Genomic DNA, 18,313 nt, shown 5'->3' with positions numbered 1-18,313 from the left:
TGCGGGGTTGCGACTTGTCAACCTGACACTTAGGCTTTGTGACGGGAGTAGGTGACAGTCGCGGGGATCGCGGTTAATCTCCTGCTTCGAGTATTAATGCGTTGATTATTAATTAAAATAACAACCCCGCCAGCAACGAGGTCAAGGCAGCAGAGATGGGAATGGTCAGCAAAGTTTTCATGGTGGCATTGATGTTGTTCGCCGCCACGGCCGGGGCCGAGAGTTCCCATTACACCGGTATCAAGGCGGTGCCTGACATCAAGGTCGACTTTCAGTTTTATCGGGTTTCCGGACCGGACGTGGCGAGCCTGGCACGCCAGATGACCAGCGCGGGCACAGCCCGGGCCAACGGCCACATCGGCATGGCCAGTTACCAACTCTCCTGGCAGTTGCAGACCCGTCCCGAGGCGCAGCGCTGCGAGCTGGAACAGGTCAGGGTCACCACCCGGATCAAGGTGATGGTGCCGAACTGGATGGACAAGGCCAAGGCTTCCGCCGCCGAGCGCCAGAAGTGGGACAAGCTGGTGGCCGCCATGTTCGATTACGAGAGCCGCCACAAAGACATACTGCTGGAGAGCGTCAGCCAGCTCGGCATCCAGCTGGCGCAGCTGCCAGTGGAGCGCGACTGCGCCGCCCTGGAATATCAGGCCTGGCAGCGGGGGCAGGGAGTGCTGGCCAGCTCGCGCCAGCGTTTCAGCCAGTTGCAGCAGCAGACCGATCACGGTCGCAAGTTGGGGCTTAACTGGCCAAAGGGCATCTGAGCCCGACAGGATTTGAGCGAACAAAAAGGGCTCCCGTCGGGGAGCCCTTTTTGTTGTTGCACCTTGCCGAGCATCTGGGCGCTCACTGGAGCGGCTTGCCCTTGAGCAGTTTGCGCACCCAGTAGCGGGCCGGGTGGAGCGCCTCCAGCAGATCGGCTGCCAGCGGCAGCGGATCGCCGCAGATCTCGCTGGCCAGCAGCTCGCCGCAAAGGGGCGCCGAGCATAGTCCCCGCGAGCCGAGTGCCCCCAGCACATAGAGGCCGGGATGCAGCGGCAACGGCGGTGCGTTCTGCTGATCGCCCTGCAGTCCGGCGTAGTGATCCGCCAGGTTGGCCAAGCTGGCAACTGGCCCTACCACCGGCAGGTGATCCCGGCTGGCACTGCGCACGCCGACCCGAGCCTGATTGCCACTCACATCCACCTCGGCGGGCCAGCTCTGCTGTGGCAGGCAGGCTTGCAGCCGCGCCTGGTTCTGGGCCTGCTCGTCGGCGCGAAACCCGAGATCGGTCTGGTTGCGGCCATAGCTGGCACCGATGCAGTGGTGATCGTTGTGGGCCGGAGTGAGGTAGCCATCGTAGCAGAGCACGGTGTTGAGCTTGCTCAAACTCGCCGAGGTCGGTACATGGCTCACCTGGCCGCGCACCGGGTAGAGCGGCAGCTCGGCAAAGGGAATGAGCGCAGGCAACTGATGGCCGGCAGCCACCACCAGATTGGGGGCTTGCCAGCGGCGCCCGTCACGACTCTCGACCTGCCAGCCATCGGTCTGTTCGGCCATGGCGACAACCTCGGTATTGAACGCCACCTCAAGCAACCCGCGGGCCTGCGCCTCCTTGATGGCGGCGCGGGTGAGATCCGCCGGGCAGAGCCAGCCCCCCTGCGGATAGCTGACACCACCGTGACCGCAGGGCAGGCCGACCACTTGCTCAACTTCCGGCTCGGAAAGTACCTGCATCAGCTCGGGCGGGAAGGGGCCTTGTGCCATCTTGGCCAGCTTGGCGGCGGACTTGTCGTCATAGCCGAGCTGGGTGACGCCGCACAGCGAGAAGGCGACGGGATGGCGATCGGCCAGGGCCAACAGTCGGCTTCTGGCAAAGCCGAAGGCCAGCGAATAGAAGCGCGACAGCGCATCGTGTTCGCCGTTGAGCAGCGGGTAGAGGGCTCCCTGCCGATTGCCGGAGGCGCCGGTCGCCGGCTCGCCATCCTGGCACAAGAGCGTTACCTTGCGGCTCCGCTCCACCAGCGAGAGCGCCGTCATGGCCGAGGCGATGCCGCCACCGATGATCAGCACCTCACCCGCGCGGCCGGCGGGTCTGGCATACCAGGGGGCGATGGTCTGCTGCGGCTGTTTCTCTGCGCGCTCCCCGGCCAGCATCTCCCGCTTGCTGCCGTGTCCTTTCACCTTCTGCATGGTAAAACCGGCGGCAATCAGGCCGCGGCGCACGAAGCCGGCACAGGTAAAGGTGGCGATGGTGGCGTGGGGACGCGCGAGGCGGGCCAGGCCGTCGAACAACTCTTGCGTCCACATCTCCGGGTTCTTGGCAGGGGAGAAGCCATCCAGATACCAGGCGTCCACCAACCCGTCTGCCGGGTGGGGTACCTGGGGCAGCATCTCCTTGATGTCGCCAAACCAGAGGTCGAGCCGGATCCGGCCGCCGGCAAAGAGCAGCCGATGACAGCCTGCGACGGGCAGCGGCCACTGCTCGATGAGGGGCTGGCTGAAGGTGGCGAGCTCGGGCCAGGCGGCCAGCGCCTTGCGCAGATCCTCCCGGGTCAGCGGGTATTTTTCGAAGCTGATGAAGTGGAGGCGGGCACCGTTGCCGGATTGGGGCGCCTGTTCCAGAAAGGCGGCCATTGTCGCCAGAAAGTTAAGACCTGTGCCGAAACCTGTCTCACCTATCACGAAAATGTCACTATCGTGATGCGAAAATCGCGCTGGCAGCCGATTTTGCTGCAAAAAGACGTAGCGGGTTTCACTTAGACCGTTATCATTGGAAAAGTACACATCCCCGAACTCACTGGAGACTGGAGTTCCCGCTTCATTCCAGTCCAATCGGGCATGATGTAAGGATGTTTGACTCACGTTTTCCTCTGCTCGCGTCACAAAATCGCGGGCATTCTACGTGAAAGCAGACCAGTTTGGCAGCCGAAAGCGGGTAGACTTGGCGCCAGTTTTTCCAGACGAGATGAATTAATGAGAAGAGCAGTGATCACCGGTATCGGCGTCATCTCCAGTATCGGCAACAACAAGGAAGAAGTGCTGGCCTCCCTGAAAGCAGGCAAATCTGGCATCACCTATTCCGAGCAGTTCGAACAGTACAACCTGCGCAGCCGTGTCTGGGGTAACATCAAACTCGACCCGTCTGAACTGATCGACCGTAAAGTCATGCGTTTCATGGGCGATGCAGCGGCTTATGCCTATCTCTCCATGCAACAGGCCATCGAAGACGCCGGTTTGCCGGAAGAGATGGTGTCCAACGAGCGTTCCGGTATCGTGACCGGCTCCGGTGGCGCCTCCGGCAAGAACACCTCCGAGTCTGCGGATATCGCTCGTGAGAAGGGCGTCAAACGCGTGGGCCCCTACATGGTGCCGCGCACCATGTCCTCCACCACCTCCGCCTGCCTGGCCACCCCGTTCAAGATCAAGGGTGTCAACTACACCATCAGCTCCGCCTGCGCCACCTCTGCCCACTGCATCGGTCACGCTCTGGAACTGATCCAGCTCGGCAAGCAGGACATCGTCTTCGCCGGTGGCGGCGAGGAGCTGGACTGGTCTTCCACCATCCAGTTCGATGCCATGGGCGCCCTGTCCACCAAGTACAACGACACTCCGGAAAAAGCCTCCCGTACCTATGATGCGGACCGCGACGGTTTCGTCATCTCCGGTGGTGGCGGCATCCTGGTGGTCGAGGAGCTGGAACACGCCCTGGCCCGTGGTGCCCACATCTATGCCGAGATCACCGGTTACGGTGCCACTTCCGACGGCTACGACATGGTCGCGCCGAGCGGTGAAGGCGCAGTGCGTTGCATGAAGATGGCGATGCAGGGTGTCGGCAAGGTGGATTACATCAACACCCACGGTACCTCCACTCCGGTCGGTGACACCAAGGAGCTGGAAGCCATCCAGACGCTGTTTGGCAGCAATGCACCCAAGCTCTCCGCCACCAAGGCCATGACCGGTCATGCCCTGGGTGCTGCCGGCGTGCACGAGGCCGTCTACTCCCTGCTGATGATGGAACACGGCTTCATCGCCCCCAGCATCAACATCGAGACCCTGGACGAAAAGGCCGTGGGCCTGCCCATCGTGCGCGCGTACGAAGAGGCGGATCTCAATACCGTCATGTCCAACAGCTTCGGCTTCGGCGGGACCAACGCCTCCCTGGTGTTCAGCAAGTTCAAGGCTTGATGAGCCCACCATGAGTCGAAAAAAGGCGCCGCAAGGCGCCTTTTTCATTGGGTGATCGTCAGCCCCGTTGCGGTAGTGGCAGTCGCATGTAGGTCGCGCCCTCGCCATATTCGGTGAGGGACTTGCGGGTACTGGCCGGCTGGAAGCCCTGCTTGCGCCAGAAGGCCGGCGCATCCTGCACCGCCACCAGACCGGCGTGCTCAAACCCTTCGTCTGCGGCAAACGCAAGGGCGGTAGCGAGCAGCCGCTGCCCTATGCCCTTGCCGCGGGCCTGCCGTGAGACGGCGAGATCGTGCAGATAGAACTCGTCATTGCCGGCCAGGCGTTGAATGGGGACGGAGAGGGGCGGGGGCTGGTGGGCACGCCAGGGGTGGCAGAGCAGGTAGCCGAGCACCTGGCCCTGATGTTCGGCCACCCAGCAGCAGGCGGGGGCCAGTTCGGCCTTGTTGCTCATGACTTCGATGGGTTCAGGATCCAGCTGGTGATAACACTCGTCCTGAATGGCCATGATGGCGGGCCAGTCGTTGGCCCGGGTCGTGCGGATCTTGATCATAGTGGTAGGGTATGGCTGCCCGAAAACGCTGATTAAACAATGGATTCGTCAACCAGCGTACCAGAACCGGGTCATGAACTGAACAAACATCTCCAAATGATGCCTTTTTTGATCAGCGCGCCGCCTGTTTGCTGACGACCTTGATGAGCTGGTAGCGCAGGGAAGGGGCATCTGCCGGCACATCGGTGAGCTGCTGCTTGCTGACGGTCAGCTGATAGCGGTAGCCAGGTTCAAACTGAAAGCCATCAATCTGCTGATAGAACAGGGTCCAGGGCTGCTGCTCGTCACTGCGCACCTGCATGCACTGCATGGGGCCGACGCCGACGCAGTGTACCAGCTGGCTATTGACGTAGAGGGTCTCGCCTGCGCTTGGCGTGGGGGCGCTTTGACAGGCGCTGAGCAGCAGGGCGGCAGCGGCGCTGAGGAACAGTGGTCTCATGATGAACTCCTTCGATGGAAAGGGGGGCATTAGAGCGGCAAATAAAAAGGCGGTCAATGACCGCCTTTGTAACAAAAAATCCGAAACCCGTGACTCAACGCTGGTCGAGCGGGGTGAACTCGCGCTGCGGCTGACCGGTATAGAGCTGACGCGGACGGCCGATCTTCTGATCCGGATCCGAGTGCATTTCGTTCCAGTGGGCAATCCAGCCGATGGTACGGGAGATGGCGAAGATCACGGTGAACATGGACATGGGGATGCCGATGGCCTTCATGATGATGCCGGAGTAGAAGTCCACGTTCGGGTAGAGCTTCTTCTCGATGAAGTAGGGGTCGGAGAGCGCGATGCGCTCCAGCTCCATGGCCACGTCCAGCAGCGGATCCTTGATCTGCAGCTCGGTCAGTACCTCGTGACAGGTTTCGCGCATCACGGTGGCACGGGGGTCGTGGTTCTTGTAGACCCGGTGACCGAAGCCCATCAGACGGAACGGATCGTTCTTGTCCTTGGCCTTGGCGATGTATTCGGGGATACGGTCAACGGAGCCGATCTCCTCAAGCATCTTGAGGCAGGCTTCGTTGGCACCGCCGTGGGCCGGTCCCCACAGGGAAGCGATCCCCGCGGCGATACAGGCAAACGGGTTGGCGCCAGAGGAGCCGGCCAGACGCACGGTGGAGGTGGAGGCGTTCTGCTCGTGGTCCGCATGCAGAGTGAAGATGCGGTCCATGGCACGTTCGACGATGGGGTTGACCTTGTACTCTTCGGTCGGCACGCCAAACATCATGTGCAGGAAGTTGCCGGCATAGGAGAGGGCGTTACGCGGCTGCATGAACGGCTGACCGATGGAGTACTTGTAGCACATGGCGGCCAGGGTCGGCATCTTGGAGAGCAGACGGAAGGCGCAGATCTCGCGGTGCTCTTCGTTGTTGATGTCGAGGGCATCGTGATAGAAGGCGGAGAGCGCACTGACCACGCCGCACATGACGGCCATGGGGTGGGCATCGCGACGGAAGCCGCGGAAGAAGAAGGCAATCTGCTCGTGTACCATGGTGTGGCGGGTGACCAGACGTTCGAATTCCGTGTACTGCGCCTTGGTGGGCGCCTCGCCGTACAGCAGGATGTAGCAGACTTCCAGATAGCTGGCCTGGGTGGCCAACTGGGCGATGGGGTAACCACGGTGCAGCAAGACACCCTGATCGCCATCTATGTACGTAATGGATGATTTGCAAGAACCGGTTGCCATGAAGCCGGGGTCGAAGGTGAAGTACCCTTGCGCGCCCAGTTTTCTGACATCGATCACGTCGGGTCCGACAGTTCCTGACAGGATCGGGAGTTCTACCGGGTCTTTACCGGGCAGATGTAGGGTGGCTATCTTATCAGCCATAGCACGTCTCCTTTGCTCTTTTATAATTTGATTCCAGCTCTACTTTATTACGAGTTTGATGACGCTGGCAAAGGTTCTGACCCGTACCAGGGCGGCTGGAGCGCCTTATTTGAAACAGAGTTCAGGGCTGTTGTCAATTTTGCTGGATGATCATTAATGATTTGTTAAATGAGTTGTGAGATCTGGTTTAAGGTTTTGGGTTTTCTTTGTAGCTAATTGATTGTCATTGGTTAAGCCCGCCGATATACTGCGCCTCGTGGGTGATGGCTGTCGGTGTTTGAAACGCTTTCGCAAAGCTAGATGTGATATTGAAAATGTTATTTTTGGCTTTCCTGAGTTGTTTTGGTAACAAAAACCTAACAAATGCCACTCCATGCCCTCATAAGCGTGTAAAAACAATAACTAACGTGCTCAATGGAGCTGAGTGGGCAAAGCCGTGAAAAATAAACAGAGACCTGTAAACCTCGACCTACAGACGATCAGCTTTCCTGTCACCGCCATCGCTTCCATCTTGCATCGTGTCTCAGGGGTCATCACCTTTGTGGCGCTCTCAATCTTGCTGTGGATGCTTGGTACTTCACTCGCCTCTCCCGAAGGATTTGAGACCGTGGTGTCCATCATGGACAACTTCCTGGTCAAATTCGTGCTGTGGGGGATCCTGACTGCGCTGGCTTACCACATTGTGGGCGGACTGCGTCACCTGGTCATGGACATGGGCTATTGGGAAGAGCTGGAATCCGGTAATCAGAGTGCCCGTGTGGCCTTCGTGATCACCGCGGTTTTGGCGGTATTGGCGGGGGTACTGGTATGGTAACCAATTCTGCAACCTTCGGGCGCAGCGGTGTTCACGATTACATCCTGATCCGCGCCACCGCCCTCATCATGACCTGTTATGTCCTCTACCTGGTGGGCTTTGTCGCGTTCAACGACATCAGCTACGAGGTGTGGACCGGCTTCTTCGCCAAAACCTTCACCAAGGTGTTCACCCTGTTGGCGCTGCTGTGCGTACTGATCCACGCCTGGATCGGTCTGTGGCAGGTGCTGACCGACTATATCAAGCCGGTGGGGTTGCGCGGTGCGCTGCAATTTGCCCTGGTAGTGGTGCTGTTCGTCTACCTGATGACCGGCTTCGTTGTACTGTGGGGGGTGTAAGGTGACTATTCCAACTCGTGAATTTGATGCGGTGGTGATCGGTGCCGGTGGCGCCGGCATGCGCGCCGCGCTGCAGATTGCCCAATCCGGCAAGAGCTGCGCTCTGTTATCCAAGGTATTCCCGACCCGTTCTCACACGGTTTCTGCCCAGGGCGGGATCACGGTTGCGCTGGGCAATGCCCACGACGACAACTGGCAGTGGCACATGTACGACACCGTCAAGGGCTCCGATTACATCGGTGATCAGGAAGCCATTGAATATATGTGCAAGACCGGCCCCGAGGCCGTTTATGAGCTGGAGAATATGGGTCTGCCCTTCTCCCGCTTCGACAACGGCCGCGTGTACCAGCGTCCGTTTGGCGGTCAGTCCAAGAATTTCGGTGGCGAGCAGGCGGCCCGTACCGCGGCGGCAGCCGACCGTACCGGTCACGCCCTGCTGCACACCCTCTATCAGCAGAACGTCAAGAACAAGACCACCGTCTTCTCCGAATGGTATGCCCTGGATCTGGTGAAGAACCAGGACGGCCACATCGTTGGCTGTACCGCCATCGACATGGAGAGCGGTGAAGTCGTCTACTTCAAGGCCAAGGCCACTGTACTCGCTACCGGCGGCGCCGGTCGCATCTACCAGTCCACCACCAACGCCCACATCAACACCGGTGATGGCGTCGGCATGGCGCTGCGCGCCGGGGTCGGCGTGCAGGACATGGAGTTCTGGCAGTTCCACCCGACCGGCATCGCCGGGGCAGGGGTGCTGGTGACCGAAGGGTGCCGCGGTGAAGGCGGTTACCTGCTCAATAAAGACGGCGAGCGCTTCATGGAGCGTTATGCGCCGAACGCCAAGGATCTGGCCGGTCGCGACGTGGTGGCCCGTTCCATCATGATCGAGATCCGCGAAGGTCGTGGCTGCGACGGTCCCTGGGGCCCGCACATCAAGCTCAAGCTGGATCACCTCGGCAAAGAGGTGCTGGAATCCCGTCTGCCGGGCATCTGCGAGCTCTCTCGCACCTTCGCCCACGTGGATCCGGTCAAAGAGCCCATCCCCATCATTCCGACCTGCCACTACATGATGGGCGGCGTGCCGACCAACGTGAACGGCCAGTGCCTGACCCAGGACAAGGACGGCAACGACGTGCCGGTGGTCGGCCTGTTTGCGGTGGGCGAAATCGCCTGCGTCTCGGTGCACGGTGCCAACCGTCTGGGCGGCAACTCGCTGCTGGATCTGGTGGTATTTGGCCGCGCCGCCGGCATGCATCTGGTCAACACCCTGAGCGAGATGGAGCACGGCCGCGCCGCCTCCGACGCCGATATCGACGCCGCGCTGTCCCGCTTCAACCGCTGGGAAAATTGCCGTGACGGTGAAGATCCGGTGCAGATCCGCAAGGACCTGCAGCGCTGCATGCAGAACAACTTCTCCGTATTCCGGGAAGGCGATGCCATGGCCGAAGGGCTGGCCGAGCTGAAACTCATCCGCGAGCGCCTCAAGAACGCCCGTCTGGACGACACCTCCAAGGAGTTCAACACCCAGCGCATCGAGTGCCTGGAGCTGGACAACCTGATGGAGACGGCCTATGCCACCGCGGTGGCTGCCAACTTCCGTACCGAGAGCCGGGGCGCCCACAGCCGCTTCGATTTCCCGGAGCGTGACGATGAGAGCTGGTTGTGCCACAGCCTCTATCATCCGGACACCGAGTCCATGACCCGTCGCGCTGTCAACATGTCACCCAAGACCCGTGAGGCGTTCCCGCCCAAGGTCCGGACTTACTGATTGCGGAGCTAGCCCTATGAACGTCACATTCTCTGTCTACAGATACAATCCGGATGTTGATAACGTCCCCCATATGAAGGAATATCGTCTTGATATTCCTGAAGGTTCCGACATGATGGTGCTCGACGCACTGATCCAGCTCAAGGAGCTGGATCCCACGCTCGCCTTCCGCCGCTCTTGCCGCGAAGGGGTCTGTGGATCTGACGGTCTCAACATGAATGGCAAGAACGGTCTTGCCTGCATCACCCCGCTCTCCGATCTGCTGAAGAAGGGCAATAACGTCGTTATCCGCCCCTTGCCAGGCCTGCCGGTGATCCGTGATCTGGTGATCGACATGACCCAGTTCTACACCCAGTGGGAGAAGGTCAAACCCTTCCTCATCAACGACGAAAAATTGCCGCCCGTGCGTGAGCACCTGCAATCCCCTGAAGAGCGCGCCAAGCTGGATGGCCTGTACGAGTGTATTCTCTGTGCCTGCTGCTCCACCTCTTGCCCCTCCTTCTGGTGGAACCCGGACAAGTTCATCGGCCCGGCCGGTCTGCTCGCCGCCTATCGCTGGCTGGCGGACAGCCGCGATACCGCTGCGACCGATCGACTGGGTAATCTGGATGACGCCTTCAGCGTGTTCCGTTGCCACGGCATCATGAACTGCGTGAACGTCTGTCCCAAGGGCTTGAACCCGACCAAGGCCATCGGTCAGATCAAGTCGATGCTGCTCAATCGGGCTGTTTAGTATCAGGGCCAGGGCGTCACGCGCCAGGCCCGACCTCTGGATAGCCATCCGTCACCATGGCTGGATGGCTATTTAAACCCTACAAGCTGCGCTGCAGTGAACAAGATGTACAAGGGATAGAAATGCATAACGGCGTGATGAAGGCCTGGTTGGAGTCATCTCACCTGGCTGGTGCGAATGCAAGCTATATCGAGGATTTGTACGAATCCTTCCTGGAAGACCCCGAGTCCGTAGCCGAAGAGTGGCGCAGCCTGTTTAGCTCGCTGCCCCAGGTCAATGGCCATGCGATAGAACAACCTCACTCCCGAGTCCGCGATTATTTCCGTCGCCTGGCCAAGGATCCCTCCCGCTACAGTGCCCCCGTCTCCGATCCGCAAGTGGATGCCAAGCAGGTGCGGGTATTGCAGCTGATCAACGCCTTCCGCTTCCGTGGCCATCAAAACGCCAATCTGGATCCGCTCGGCCTCTGGGCGCGTGAAACCGTTGCCGAACTGGATCCCGCGTTTCACAACCTGCAGGGCGCAGACATGGAGGCCACCTTCAACGTGGGCTCCTACGCCATCGGTCGCGAGACCATGGTGCTCTCCGATCTGTATGCCTCGCTGAAGAAAACCTACTGCGGCAGCATCGGCGCCGACTATATGCACCTCACCTCCACCGAGGAGAAGCGCTGGCTGCAACAGCGTCTCGAATCCATCGAAGGGACGGGCAGCTACACCCTGGAAGAGAAGACCCGCTTCCTCGAGAGCCTGACCGCCGCCGAAGGGCTGGAAAAATACCTGGGCGCCAAATTCCCGGGAGCCAAGCGTTTCTCCCTGGAAGGGGGCGATGCCATGGTACCCATGCTCAAGGAGCTTATTCGCCGCGCCGGTGAGCAGGGCTGCAAAGAGGCCGTCATCGGCATGGCCCACCGCGGCCGTCTCAACGTGCTGATTAACGTGCTGGGCAAGCGTGCCCAGGACCTGTTCGACGAGTTTGCCGGCAAGCACGGCGAATCCTGGGGCACCGGTGACGTGAAGTACCACATGGGCTTCTCGTCCGACTTCGCCACCCCGGGCGGCAACGTCCACCTGGCACTCGCCTTCAACCCGTCTCACCTCGAAATCGTCAACCCTGTGGTCATCGGCTCGGTCCGTGCCCGCATGGACCGCCGCGGTGACAAGGACGGCTCGACCGTACTGCCCATCACCATCCACGGCGACTCGGCCATGGCCGGTCAGGGCGTGGTGGCCGAGACCTTCAACATGTCCCAGACCCGTGCCTATGGCGTGGGCGGGACGGTGCGCATCGTCATCAACAACCAGGTGGGCTTCACCACCTCCTATATCCGTGACCTGCGTTCCACCGAATATTGCACCGACATCGCCAAGGCGGTGCAGGCCCCCGTGCTGCACGTCAACGGCGATGACCCGGAAGCCGTGGTGCTGGTGACCCAGATTGCGCTGGATTACCGCAACACCTTCAAGCGCGACGTGGTGATCGAGCTGGTCTGCTACCGCCGCCACGGTCACAACGAGGCCGACGAGCCCAGTGCGACCCAGCCGCTGATGTACCAGAAGATCAAACAGCACCCGACCCCGCGCAAGATCTACGCCGACCAGCTGGTGGCGGAAGGCAGCATCAGTCAGGAGCTGGCCACTACTCTGGTCAACGAATATCGCGAGACCCTGGATCGCGGTGAGCGGGTGAGCAAGGAGTGGCGTCCGATGGAGCTGCACTCCGTCGACTGGACCCCTTATCTCGGTCACGACTGGGCCATGGCCTATGACAGCACGGTGCCGATGGATCATCTGAAATCCCTCGGCGAGCGCATCAGCCAGTACCCGGCCACCCACGTGCTGCAGCGCCAGGTCGAGAAGATCTACGAAGACCGTCGCCTGATGGCCGCCGGCGAGAAGCTGCTGGACTGGGGCTTTGCCGAGACCCTGGCCTACGCCACCCTGGTGGACAAGGGCTCGCGGATCCGCTTCACCGGTGAAGACTCCGGCCGTGGCACCTTCTTCCACCGCCACGCCGTGCTGCACAGCCAGACCGATGCCAGCACCTACACCCCGCTGTGCAACCTGCACGACGAGCAGGGCCCGTTCGAGGTGTACGACTCGGTGTTGACCGAGAACGCGGTACTGGCCTTCGAATATGGCTACGCCAGCGCCGAGCCGGCCGGCCTCACCATCTGGGAAGCCCAGTTCGGTGACTTCGCCAACTGTGCCCAGGTGGTGGTGGACCAGTTCCTCTCCTCCGGCGAGCAGAAGTGGGGCCGGATGTGCGGCCTGACCATGCTGCTGCCGCACGGCTACGAGGGGCAGGGCCCGGAGCACTCCTCCGCCCGTCTGGAGCGCTATCTGCAAATGTGTGCCCAGCACAACATGCAGGTGTGCGTACCGTCCACCCCGGCGCAGGTGTTCCACATGCTGCGTCGCCAGGTGGTGCGTCCGATGCGCCGTCCGCTTATCGTGATGACGCCCAAATCCCTGCTGCGCCACCCGCTGGCGGTGAGCAAGCTCGAAGAGCTGGCTGAAGGCACCTTCCAGAACGCCATCGGCGAGATCGATGCGCTGGATCCGAAGGGCGTCAAGCGCGTGGTGTTCTGCTCCGGCAAGGTCTACTACGACCTGCTCGATGCCCGTCGCAAGGCCGAGCAGCAAGATGTGGCGCTGGTGCGAATTGAGCAGCTCTACCCCTTCCCGGAAGAGGAAGTGCGCGCCATCCTGGCCGACTACAGCCATGTCACCGACTTCGTCTGGTGTCAGGAAGAGCCGCAGAACCAGGGCGCCTGGTACTGCACCCGTCATCACTACGACAGCGTGCTGCCAAGCCATGCCCGTCTGCGTTATGCCGGTCGCCCGGCGTCGGCTTCACCGGCCGTCGGTTACATGTCAGTCCACGCCAAGCAGCAAAAAGCCCTGGTGGAAGACGCGCTGACCCTGGAATAAACCCGTTGCGAAGGAGAGGGCACGCCGCTGCGTCGACCCTCTCCGACTCTGGAACAAGCCTGCTGGCCAAGAAGTAACAAGGAACTGATTAGATGACTATCGAGATCAAAGTACCGGACCTGCCGGAATCAGTGGCGGATGCCACCATCGCCACCTGGCACAAGAAACCGGGTGATCTGGTTGCCCGTGATGAAGTGCTGGTCGACATCGAGACCGACAAGGTCGTGCTGGAAGTGCCGGCGCCGGAAGCCGGCGTGCTGGGCGACATCCTGCAAAGCGAAGGGGCCACTGTGCTCTCCCGACAGCTGATCGCCATGCTCAAACCTGCCCCGGTGGCCGGTGAAGAGACCAAGGAGAAGCCGGTCGAAGCGGTGGCCGATGACGCTGCCGATGGCCTGAGCCCCTCCGTGCGCCGCCTGGTGGCCGAGCATGACATCGATGTTGCCAAGCTGACCGGTACCGGCAAGGGTGGTCGCGTCACCAAGGAAGACGTGGAAGCCTTCATCAAGGGTGGCAACAAGCCTGCCGCCGCCCCGGTTGCCGCTGCAGCCCCGGCTGCACCGGTCGCTCCGCTGGCCGGTCGCACTGAAAAGCGCGTGCCCATGACCCGTCTGCGCAAGCGCATCGCCGAGCGTCTGCTGGAGGCCAAGAACACCACCGCCATGCTGACCACCTTCAACGAGATCAACATGGCGCCCATCATGAAGCTGCGCAAGCAGTACGGCGAGATCTTCGAGAAGAAGCACGGCATCAAGCTCGGCTTCATGTCCTTCTACGTGAAGGCAGTGGTGGAATCCCTCAAGCGCTACCCGGAAGTGAACGCGGCGCTGGACGGTGACGACATCGTCTACCACAACTACTTCGACGTCAGCATCGCCGTCTCCACCCCCCGTGGTCTGGTGACCCCGGTGCTGCGTGACTGCGACAACATGAGCCTGGCCGACATCGAGAAGGCCATCAAAGACCTGGCCGGCAAGGGCCGTGACGGCAAGCTGACCGTGGATGAACTGACCGGCGGCAACTTCACCATCACCAACGGTGGCGTGTTTGGCTCCCTGATGTCCACCCCGATCATCAACCCGCCCCAGAGCGCCATTCTGGGCATGCACAAGATCCAGGACCGCCCCATGGCCGTCGACGGCAAGGTCGAGATCCTGCCGATGATGTACCTGGCGCTCTCCTACGATCACCGCATCATCGACGGCCGCGAGTCGGTGGGCTTCCTGGTCTCCATCAAGGAGCTGCTGGAAGATCCGACCCGTCTGCTGCTGGACGTCTAAAGAAATCGGCCGGATCGGCAAGCCCCCGGCTTGACGGCTCGCGCCACAAGCTTGCCGCCGGACTTCCCGTTCGGCGGCAAGCGGGGGTCAACCCGGCCCCGACGGAACGTCTGAGTGAAAGTGAAATTAGAAAGATAACGAGGGGCCGCCTTGGCCCCTTTCACAGGGGATTGAGAAACACGAGCCCCGGACGGAAATACCTACAACACGGATAGAGCATCTATGAATCTGCATGAATATCAGGCAAAACAGCTGTTTGCCGAGTATGGCCTGCCGGTCTCCGAAGGTTATGCCTGTGCCACCCCGCAGGAAGCGGCCGAAGCGGCCGACAAGATTGGCGGCAACACCTGGGTCGTCAAGTGCCAGGTCCACGCCGGTGGCCGCGGTAAAGCGGGCGGCGTCAAGCTGGCCAAGAGCAAGGACGAGATCCGTGCCTTCGCCCAGAACTGGCTCGGCAAGAACCTGGTGACCTATCAGACTGACGCCAACGGTCAGCCGGTCACCAAGATCCTGGTGGAATCTTGCACCGACATCGCCAAGGAGCTCTATCTGGGCGCCGTGGTTGACCGTGGCTCTCGCCGCGTGGTCTTCATGGCCTCTACCGAAGGTGGCGTGGAGATTGAGAAAGTTGCCCACGAAACCCCGGAACTGATTCACAAAGCCGCCATCGATCCGCTGGTAGGCCCGCAGCCTTATCAGGCCCGCGAGCTGGCCTTCAAACTGGGTCTGGTCGGCGAGCAGATCAAGCAGTTCACCAAGATCTTCATGGGTCTGGGCCAGATGTTCCTGGACTGCGACTTCGCCCTGCTGGAAATCAACCCGCTGGTGATCACCGCCCAGGGCAACCTGCACTGCCTGGACGGCAAGATCAACATCGATGCCAACGCCCTGTACCGTCAGCCCAAGCTGCGCCAGATGCACGATCCGTCCCAGGATGACCCCCGCGAAGCGCATGCCGCCCAGTGGGAGCTGAACTATGTGGCGCTCGATGGCAACATCGGCTGCATGGTCAACGGCGCAGGCCTGGCCATGGGCACCATGGACATCGTCAACCTGCACGGCGGCTCACCGGCCAACTTCCTGGACGTCGGCGGCGGCGCCACCAAGGAGCGGGTGACTGAAGCGTTCAAGATCATCCTCTCCGACAGCAAGGTACAAGCCGTGCTGGTCAACATCTTCGGTGGCATCGTGCGCTGCGACATGATCGCGGAAGGCATCATCGGCGCCGTCAAGGAAGTAGGGGTGAAAGTGCCCGTGGTGGTGCGTCTGGAAGGCAACAACGCCGAACTGGGTGCCCGTAAACTGGCCGACAGCGGCCTCAATATCATCGCCGCAACGAGTCTGACTGACGCAGCTCAGCAAGTGGTAAAAGCAGCGGAGGCCAAATAATGAGCGTTCTGATCAACAAAGACACCAAGGTGATCTGCCAGGGCTTTACCGGCGGTCAGGGCACTTTCCACTCCGAACAGGCGATTGCCTACGGTACCCAGATGGTCGGCGGCGTCTCCCCGGGCAAGGGCGGCACCACTCACCTGGGCCTGCCGGTGTTCAACACCGTCCGTGACGCCGTGGAAGCCACCGGCGCCACTGCCTCCGTCATCTATGTTCCGGCGCCGTTCTGCAAGGACGCCATCCTGGAAGCCATCGACGCCGGCATCAAGCTCATCGTCACCATCACCGAAGGCATCCCGACCCTGGACATGCTGGACGTCAAGGTGAAGCTGCAGGAAACCGGCGTGCGCATGATCGGGCCGAACTGCCCGGGCGTCATCACCCCGGGTGAGTGCAAGATCGGCATCATGCCGGGCCACATCCACAAGCCGGGCAAGGTGGGCATCGTCTCTCGCTCCGGCACCCTGACCTATGAAGCGGTCAAGCAGACCACGGACGAGGGCTTCGGCCAGTCCACCTGCGTCGGTATCGGTGGCGACCCCATCCCGGGTTCCAACTTCATCGACATCCTGGAGATGTTCCAGAACGACCCGCAGACCGAAGCCATCGTGATGATCGGCGAGATCGGCGGCAACGCAGAGGAAGATGCGGCGGCCTACATCAAGGCCCACGTCACCAAGCCGGTGGTCTCCTACATCGCGGGCGTCACTGCCCCGGCTGGCAAGCGCATGGGTCATGCGGGCGCCATCATCGCCGGTGGCAAAGGCACCGCGGCCGAGAAATTTGCCGCCCTGGAAGATGCCGGCGTGAAAACCGTGCGCTCCCTGGCCGATATCGGCAAGGCCCTGCGTGAAGTAACCGGCTGGTAAGTTATTTTGCCTGTTATCTCTGATAAAAATGCCGCCCTTGGGGCGGCATTTTTTATGGGGATAGTTTGCTTTTTTGCCTGCGTAACTTAATTCAGTACAAATCTCAGCTCAAAGGGGCGCGATGAAGGCACTGGTCTCTGCGTGCGATGAATTGAAGACTATCATGTAAACGATAGAGTCATAATAATAAAATTTGCACATGCTGAATGGCGGACTATATTCTTATGGTTTGCAAATGATATCAATATCAATGCTGCTGGAGAGGGTAATATGATGACTTCTAAAGGTATGTTTTTCTTTTGTGTTTCTTCTGCACTTATTTCCGGCTGTTCTAGTAATCTAAGTGCAGTAGATAAACTGACTAGCTCCACTCAAAATGATGGCGGTATTTCATCTTACTTTAATGACATTCCATTTCAAAGTCGCTTTCTTGCAATCAATGGCCAACTTCCTATAGATACTGTAGGAATGCCTTGCGTTGCGAGTAGTTATCGAGTGCCATATTCAATGATATGTCTGAGTACAGATAAGTCGAAAGTCATCGAATATGACTACCCCGTGACAGGAAATCCTGGTGAAAAAATAAAAGACATTAAAAACAGCCTCACTAATTTAGAGAAAAAATCACAAGACTTAGTTACCAAATTGCTTGTTAAGGCTACTTGCAAAAATGCAGGAAAAGAAGAGTGCACAGCGGAGATTGAGAGTGCATCTACTGCTCAGTCAGAATTTCAATCTTTACAGGCGGAAGTATTATCAAAGTTGTCAGATGGTAATACGTTTATATTTCAGTGGAGCAGCACTGCCGGTGGTGGATTCGATGTAGAAGCTGACCCCTATGGGAAAATTGATGGGCAGGGTGGCTATCAGAATAGTGGAATTACAATCGTGTCTGGTTTACGCATATCCCAATTTTTAGTGGGAAATGATATCAGCAGTATTTATCGGAATTTACCAAAGGATACTAAATTAGCAACATTTGTCATGCAGGCACAAGGAATTGCATACATAAGCACTAGAAGCATTAGTGCTACGGTGCAAGCTCGTTTAGGGCTAACGCCCACTCAATTTAGTGACATAATAAGCACTTTGTCTGGCGCTCAGAAAATACAACTGGCAGCAGCTTTCAATTATGTAAGCAGCCTGAGTAATGAAGGTCAATTTCACACTGTAAATAAGAACATTAAAGATGTGCCGACGTGGAGCGCAACAGGTAAGATAGAAGACCATGGATATCAAACTTTCTATGCAACCATGACAAAATTAGATGAGCTTAAAAAAATGATTGAGAGAAAATAGTAAATTAGTTACAGACCATATCTGCATATGCAGTGTGGTTGTATTATGACAGTGTAATTGGATGCTTGAAAAACATTGTTAATGCTTTCCCATTTATTCGAGTGAAATGCCATTTTTGACATTGCAATTGTTTGATGTGGCTACTGATAGAGTAATGCCTTGACCAAGAAAGTCTGATACTCAATAGGGCAATTCAACCCATCATGGGAACATTAGAATTTCAAAATTTATTGTCTTGTATCTATTTGTCTCCCCTTGTTTTACCGATAGCTACTAAATAGCTGTTCCGAATAGTAGATCACCGGAGGAAGGGAACTCAGTCCAGTTTGTGCGATCTGATTAGTCGCTAA

At 59.2% G+C, this 18,313-nt stretch carries 15 protein-coding genes; 11 read left to right on the top strand and 4 right to left on the bottom strand.

Annotated elements, in window-relative coordinates; all coding sequences use genetic code 11:
- Window positions 1-161: 161 nt before the first annotated feature.
- Window positions 162-761, top strand: a complete 600-nt coding sequence (locus OKB87_RS19420; protein ID WP_161785100.1) for a DUF922 domain-containing Zn-dependent protease — start codon at window positions 162-164, stop codon at window positions 759-761.
- An 82-nt stretch (window positions 762-843) separates the two neighbouring features.
- On the opposite strand, the gene mnmC is transcribed toward OKB87_RS19420, so the two are convergent.
- Window positions 844-2,862 carry a bifunctional tRNA (5-methylaminomethyl-2-thiouridine)(34)-methyltransferase MnmD/FAD-dependent 5-carboxymethylaminomethyl-2-thiouridine(34) oxidoreductase MnmC gene (mnmC, locus tag OKB87_RS19415; RefSeq protein WP_270828301.1) on the bottom strand — a complete coding sequence of 673 codons (2,019 nt, stop codon included), beginning with the start codon at window positions 2,860-2,862 and terminating at the stop codon, window positions 844-846.
- Between the two features lie 90 nt (window positions 2,863-2,952).
- On the opposite strand from mnmC, the gene fabB reads away from it, so the two are divergent.
- The gene (fabB, locus tag OKB87_RS19410) at window positions 2,953-4,164 is read left to right on the top strand and encodes a beta-ketoacyl-ACP synthase I (RefSeq protein WP_076360568.1); all 1,212 of its coding nucleotides are present in this window, start codon (window positions 2,953-2,955) and stop codon (window positions 4,162-4,164) included.
- A gap of 58 nt (window positions 4,165-4,222) precedes the next feature.
- On the opposite strand, the gene OKB87_RS19405 is transcribed toward fabB, so the two are convergent.
- The 3 genes from OKB87_RS19405 to OKB87_RS19395 all read right to left on the bottom strand — a co-directional run bounded on the left by OKB87_RS19405 (window position 4,223) and on the right by OKB87_RS19395 (window position 6,537).
- Window positions 4,223-4,717 carry a GNAT family N-acetyltransferase gene (locus tag OKB87_RS19405; protein ID WP_029301085.1) on the bottom strand — a complete coding sequence of 165 codons (495 nt, stop codon included), beginning with the start codon at window positions 4,715-4,717 and terminating at the stop codon, window positions 4,223-4,225.
- Between the two features lie 112 nt (window positions 4,718-4,829).
- Window positions 4,830-5,156: a DUF4377 domain-containing protein gene (locus tag OKB87_RS19400; protein WP_270828300.1), complete on the bottom strand. Its 327-nt coding sequence runs from the start codon at window positions 5,154-5,156 to the stop codon at window positions 4,830-4,832.
- A 94-nt stretch (window positions 5,157-5,250) separates the two neighbouring features.
- Window positions 5,251-6,537 carry a citrate synthase gene (locus OKB87_RS19395; RefSeq protein WP_005300205.1) on the bottom strand — a complete coding sequence of 429 codons (1,287 nt, stop codon included), beginning with the start codon at window positions 6,535-6,537 and terminating at the stop codon, window positions 5,251-5,253.
- Between the two features lie 424 nt (window positions 6,538-6,961).
- On the opposite strand from OKB87_RS19395, the gene sdhC reads away from it, so the two are divergent.
- The 9 genes from sdhC to OKB87_RS19350 all read left to right on the top strand — a co-directional run bounded on the left by sdhC (window position 6,962) and on the right by OKB87_RS19350 (window position 17,963).
- A complete protein-coding gene (gene sdhC / locus OKB87_RS19390; protein ID WP_011705795.1) occupies window positions 6,962-7,351 on the top strand; it encodes a succinate dehydrogenase cytochrome b556 subunit in 390 nt (129 codons plus the stop codon).
- Window positions 7,345-7,689, top strand: a complete 345-nt coding sequence (gene sdhD / locus OKB87_RS19385; protein WP_011705796.1) for a succinate dehydrogenase, hydrophobic membrane anchor protein — start codon at window positions 7,345-7,347, stop codon at window positions 7,687-7,689. Before sdhC ends, sdhD begins: the two co-directional genes overlap by 7 nt.
- Window position 7,690: 1 nt before the next feature.
- The gene (gene sdhA / locus OKB87_RS19380) at window positions 7,691-9,457 is read left to right on the top strand and encodes a succinate dehydrogenase flavoprotein subunit (protein ID WP_270828299.1); all 1,767 of its coding nucleotides are present in this window, start codon (window positions 7,691-7,693) and stop codon (window positions 9,455-9,457) included.
- A 16-nt stretch (window positions 9,458-9,473) separates the two neighbouring features.
- Window positions 9,474-10,190 carry a succinate dehydrogenase iron-sulfur subunit gene (locus OKB87_RS19375; RefSeq protein ID WP_011705798.1) on the top strand — a complete coding sequence of 239 codons (717 nt, stop codon included), beginning with the start codon at window positions 9,474-9,476 and terminating at the stop codon, window positions 10,188-10,190.
- A 122-nt stretch (window positions 10,191-10,312) separates the two neighbouring features.
- The gene (gene sucA / locus OKB87_RS19370; RefSeq protein WP_043162312.1) at window positions 10,313-13,123 is read left to right on the top strand and encodes a 2-oxoglutarate dehydrogenase E1 component; all 2,811 of its coding nucleotides are present in this window, start codon (window positions 10,313-10,315) and stop codon (window positions 13,121-13,123) included.
- A gap of 92 nt (window positions 13,124-13,215) precedes the next feature.
- Complete coding sequence (gene odhB, locus OKB87_RS19365) at window positions 13,216-14,403, top strand: 2-oxoglutarate dehydrogenase complex dihydrolipoyllysine-residue succinyltransferase (RefSeq protein ID WP_011705800.1); 1,188 nt, start codon at window positions 13,216-13,218, stop codon at window positions 14,401-14,403.
- 222 nt (window positions 14,404-14,625) lie between these two features.
- A complete protein-coding gene (gene sucC, locus OKB87_RS19360) occupies window positions 14,626-15,792 on the top strand; it encodes an ADP-forming succinate--CoA ligase subunit beta (RefSeq protein WP_016350506.1) in 1,167 nt (388 codons plus the stop codon).
- Window positions 15,792-16,664, top strand: coding sequence for a succinate--CoA ligase subunit alpha (gene sucD, locus OKB87_RS19355; RefSeq protein ID WP_005300222.1), 873 nt, complete (start codon window positions 15,792-15,794; stop codon window positions 16,662-16,664). Before sucC ends, sucD begins: the two co-directional genes overlap by 1 nt.
- Window positions 16,665-16,934: 270 nt before the next feature.
- The gene (locus tag OKB87_RS19350; RefSeq protein ID WP_268014885.1) at window positions 16,935-17,963 is read left to right on the top strand and encodes a hypothetical protein; all 1,029 of its coding nucleotides are present in this window, start codon (window positions 16,935-16,937) and stop codon (window positions 17,961-17,963) included.
- Window positions 17,964-18,313 lie beyond the last annotated feature (350 nt).

It is taken from the genome of Aeromonas sp. Y318-1 (assembly GCF_027706125.1).
GTDB lineage: Bacteria > Pseudomonadota > Gammaproteobacteria > Enterobacterales > Aeromonadaceae > Aeromonas > Aeromonas hydrophila.
This window is presented reverse-complemented; position numbering and strand designations above follow the sequence as displayed.

Coding starts and splice junctions, on each gene's coding strand:
- sucA (WP_043162312.1), top strand. CDS start 10,313: ATGCATAACGGCGTGATGAAGGCCTGGTTGGAGTCATCTCACCTGGCT.
- OKB87_RS19420 (WP_161785100.1), top strand. CDS start 162: ATGGTCAGCAAAGTTTTCATGGTGGCATTGATGTTGTTCGCCGCCACG.
- sucD (WP_005300222.1), top strand. CDS start 15,792: ATGAGCGTTCTGATCAACAAAGACACCAAGGTGATCTGCCAGGGCTTT.
- OKB87_RS19350 (WP_268014885.1), top strand. CDS start 16,935: ATGATGACTTCTAAAGGTATGTTTTTCTTTTGTGTTTCTTCTGCACTT.
- odhB (WP_011705800.1), top strand. CDS start 13,216: ATGACTATCGAGATCAAAGTACCGGACCTGCCGGAATCAGTGGCGGAT.
- fabB (WP_076360568.1), top strand. CDS start 2,953: ATGAGAAGAGCAGTGATCACCGGTATCGGCGTCATCTCCAGTATCGGC.
- OKB87_RS19395 (WP_005300205.1), bottom strand. CDS start 6,537: ATGGCTGATAAGATAGCCACCCTACATCTGCCCGGTAAAGACCCGGTA.
- OKB87_RS19405 (WP_029301085.1), bottom strand. CDS start 4,717: ATGATCAAGATCCGCACGACCCGGGCCAACGACTGGCCCGCCATCATG.
- sucC (WP_016350506.1), top strand. CDS start 14,626: ATGAATCTGCATGAATATCAGGCAAAACAGCTGTTTGCCGAGTATGGC.
- OKB87_RS19400 (WP_270828300.1), bottom strand. CDS start 5,156: ATGAGACCACTGTTCCTCAGCGCCGCTGCCGCCCTGCTGCTCAGCGCC.
- sdhD (WP_011705796.1), top strand. CDS start 7,345: ATGGTAACCAATTCTGCAACCTTCGGGCGCAGCGGTGTTCACGATTAC.
- OKB87_RS19375 (WP_011705798.1), top strand. CDS start 9,474: ATGAACGTCACATTCTCTGTCTACAGATACAATCCGGATGTTGATAAC.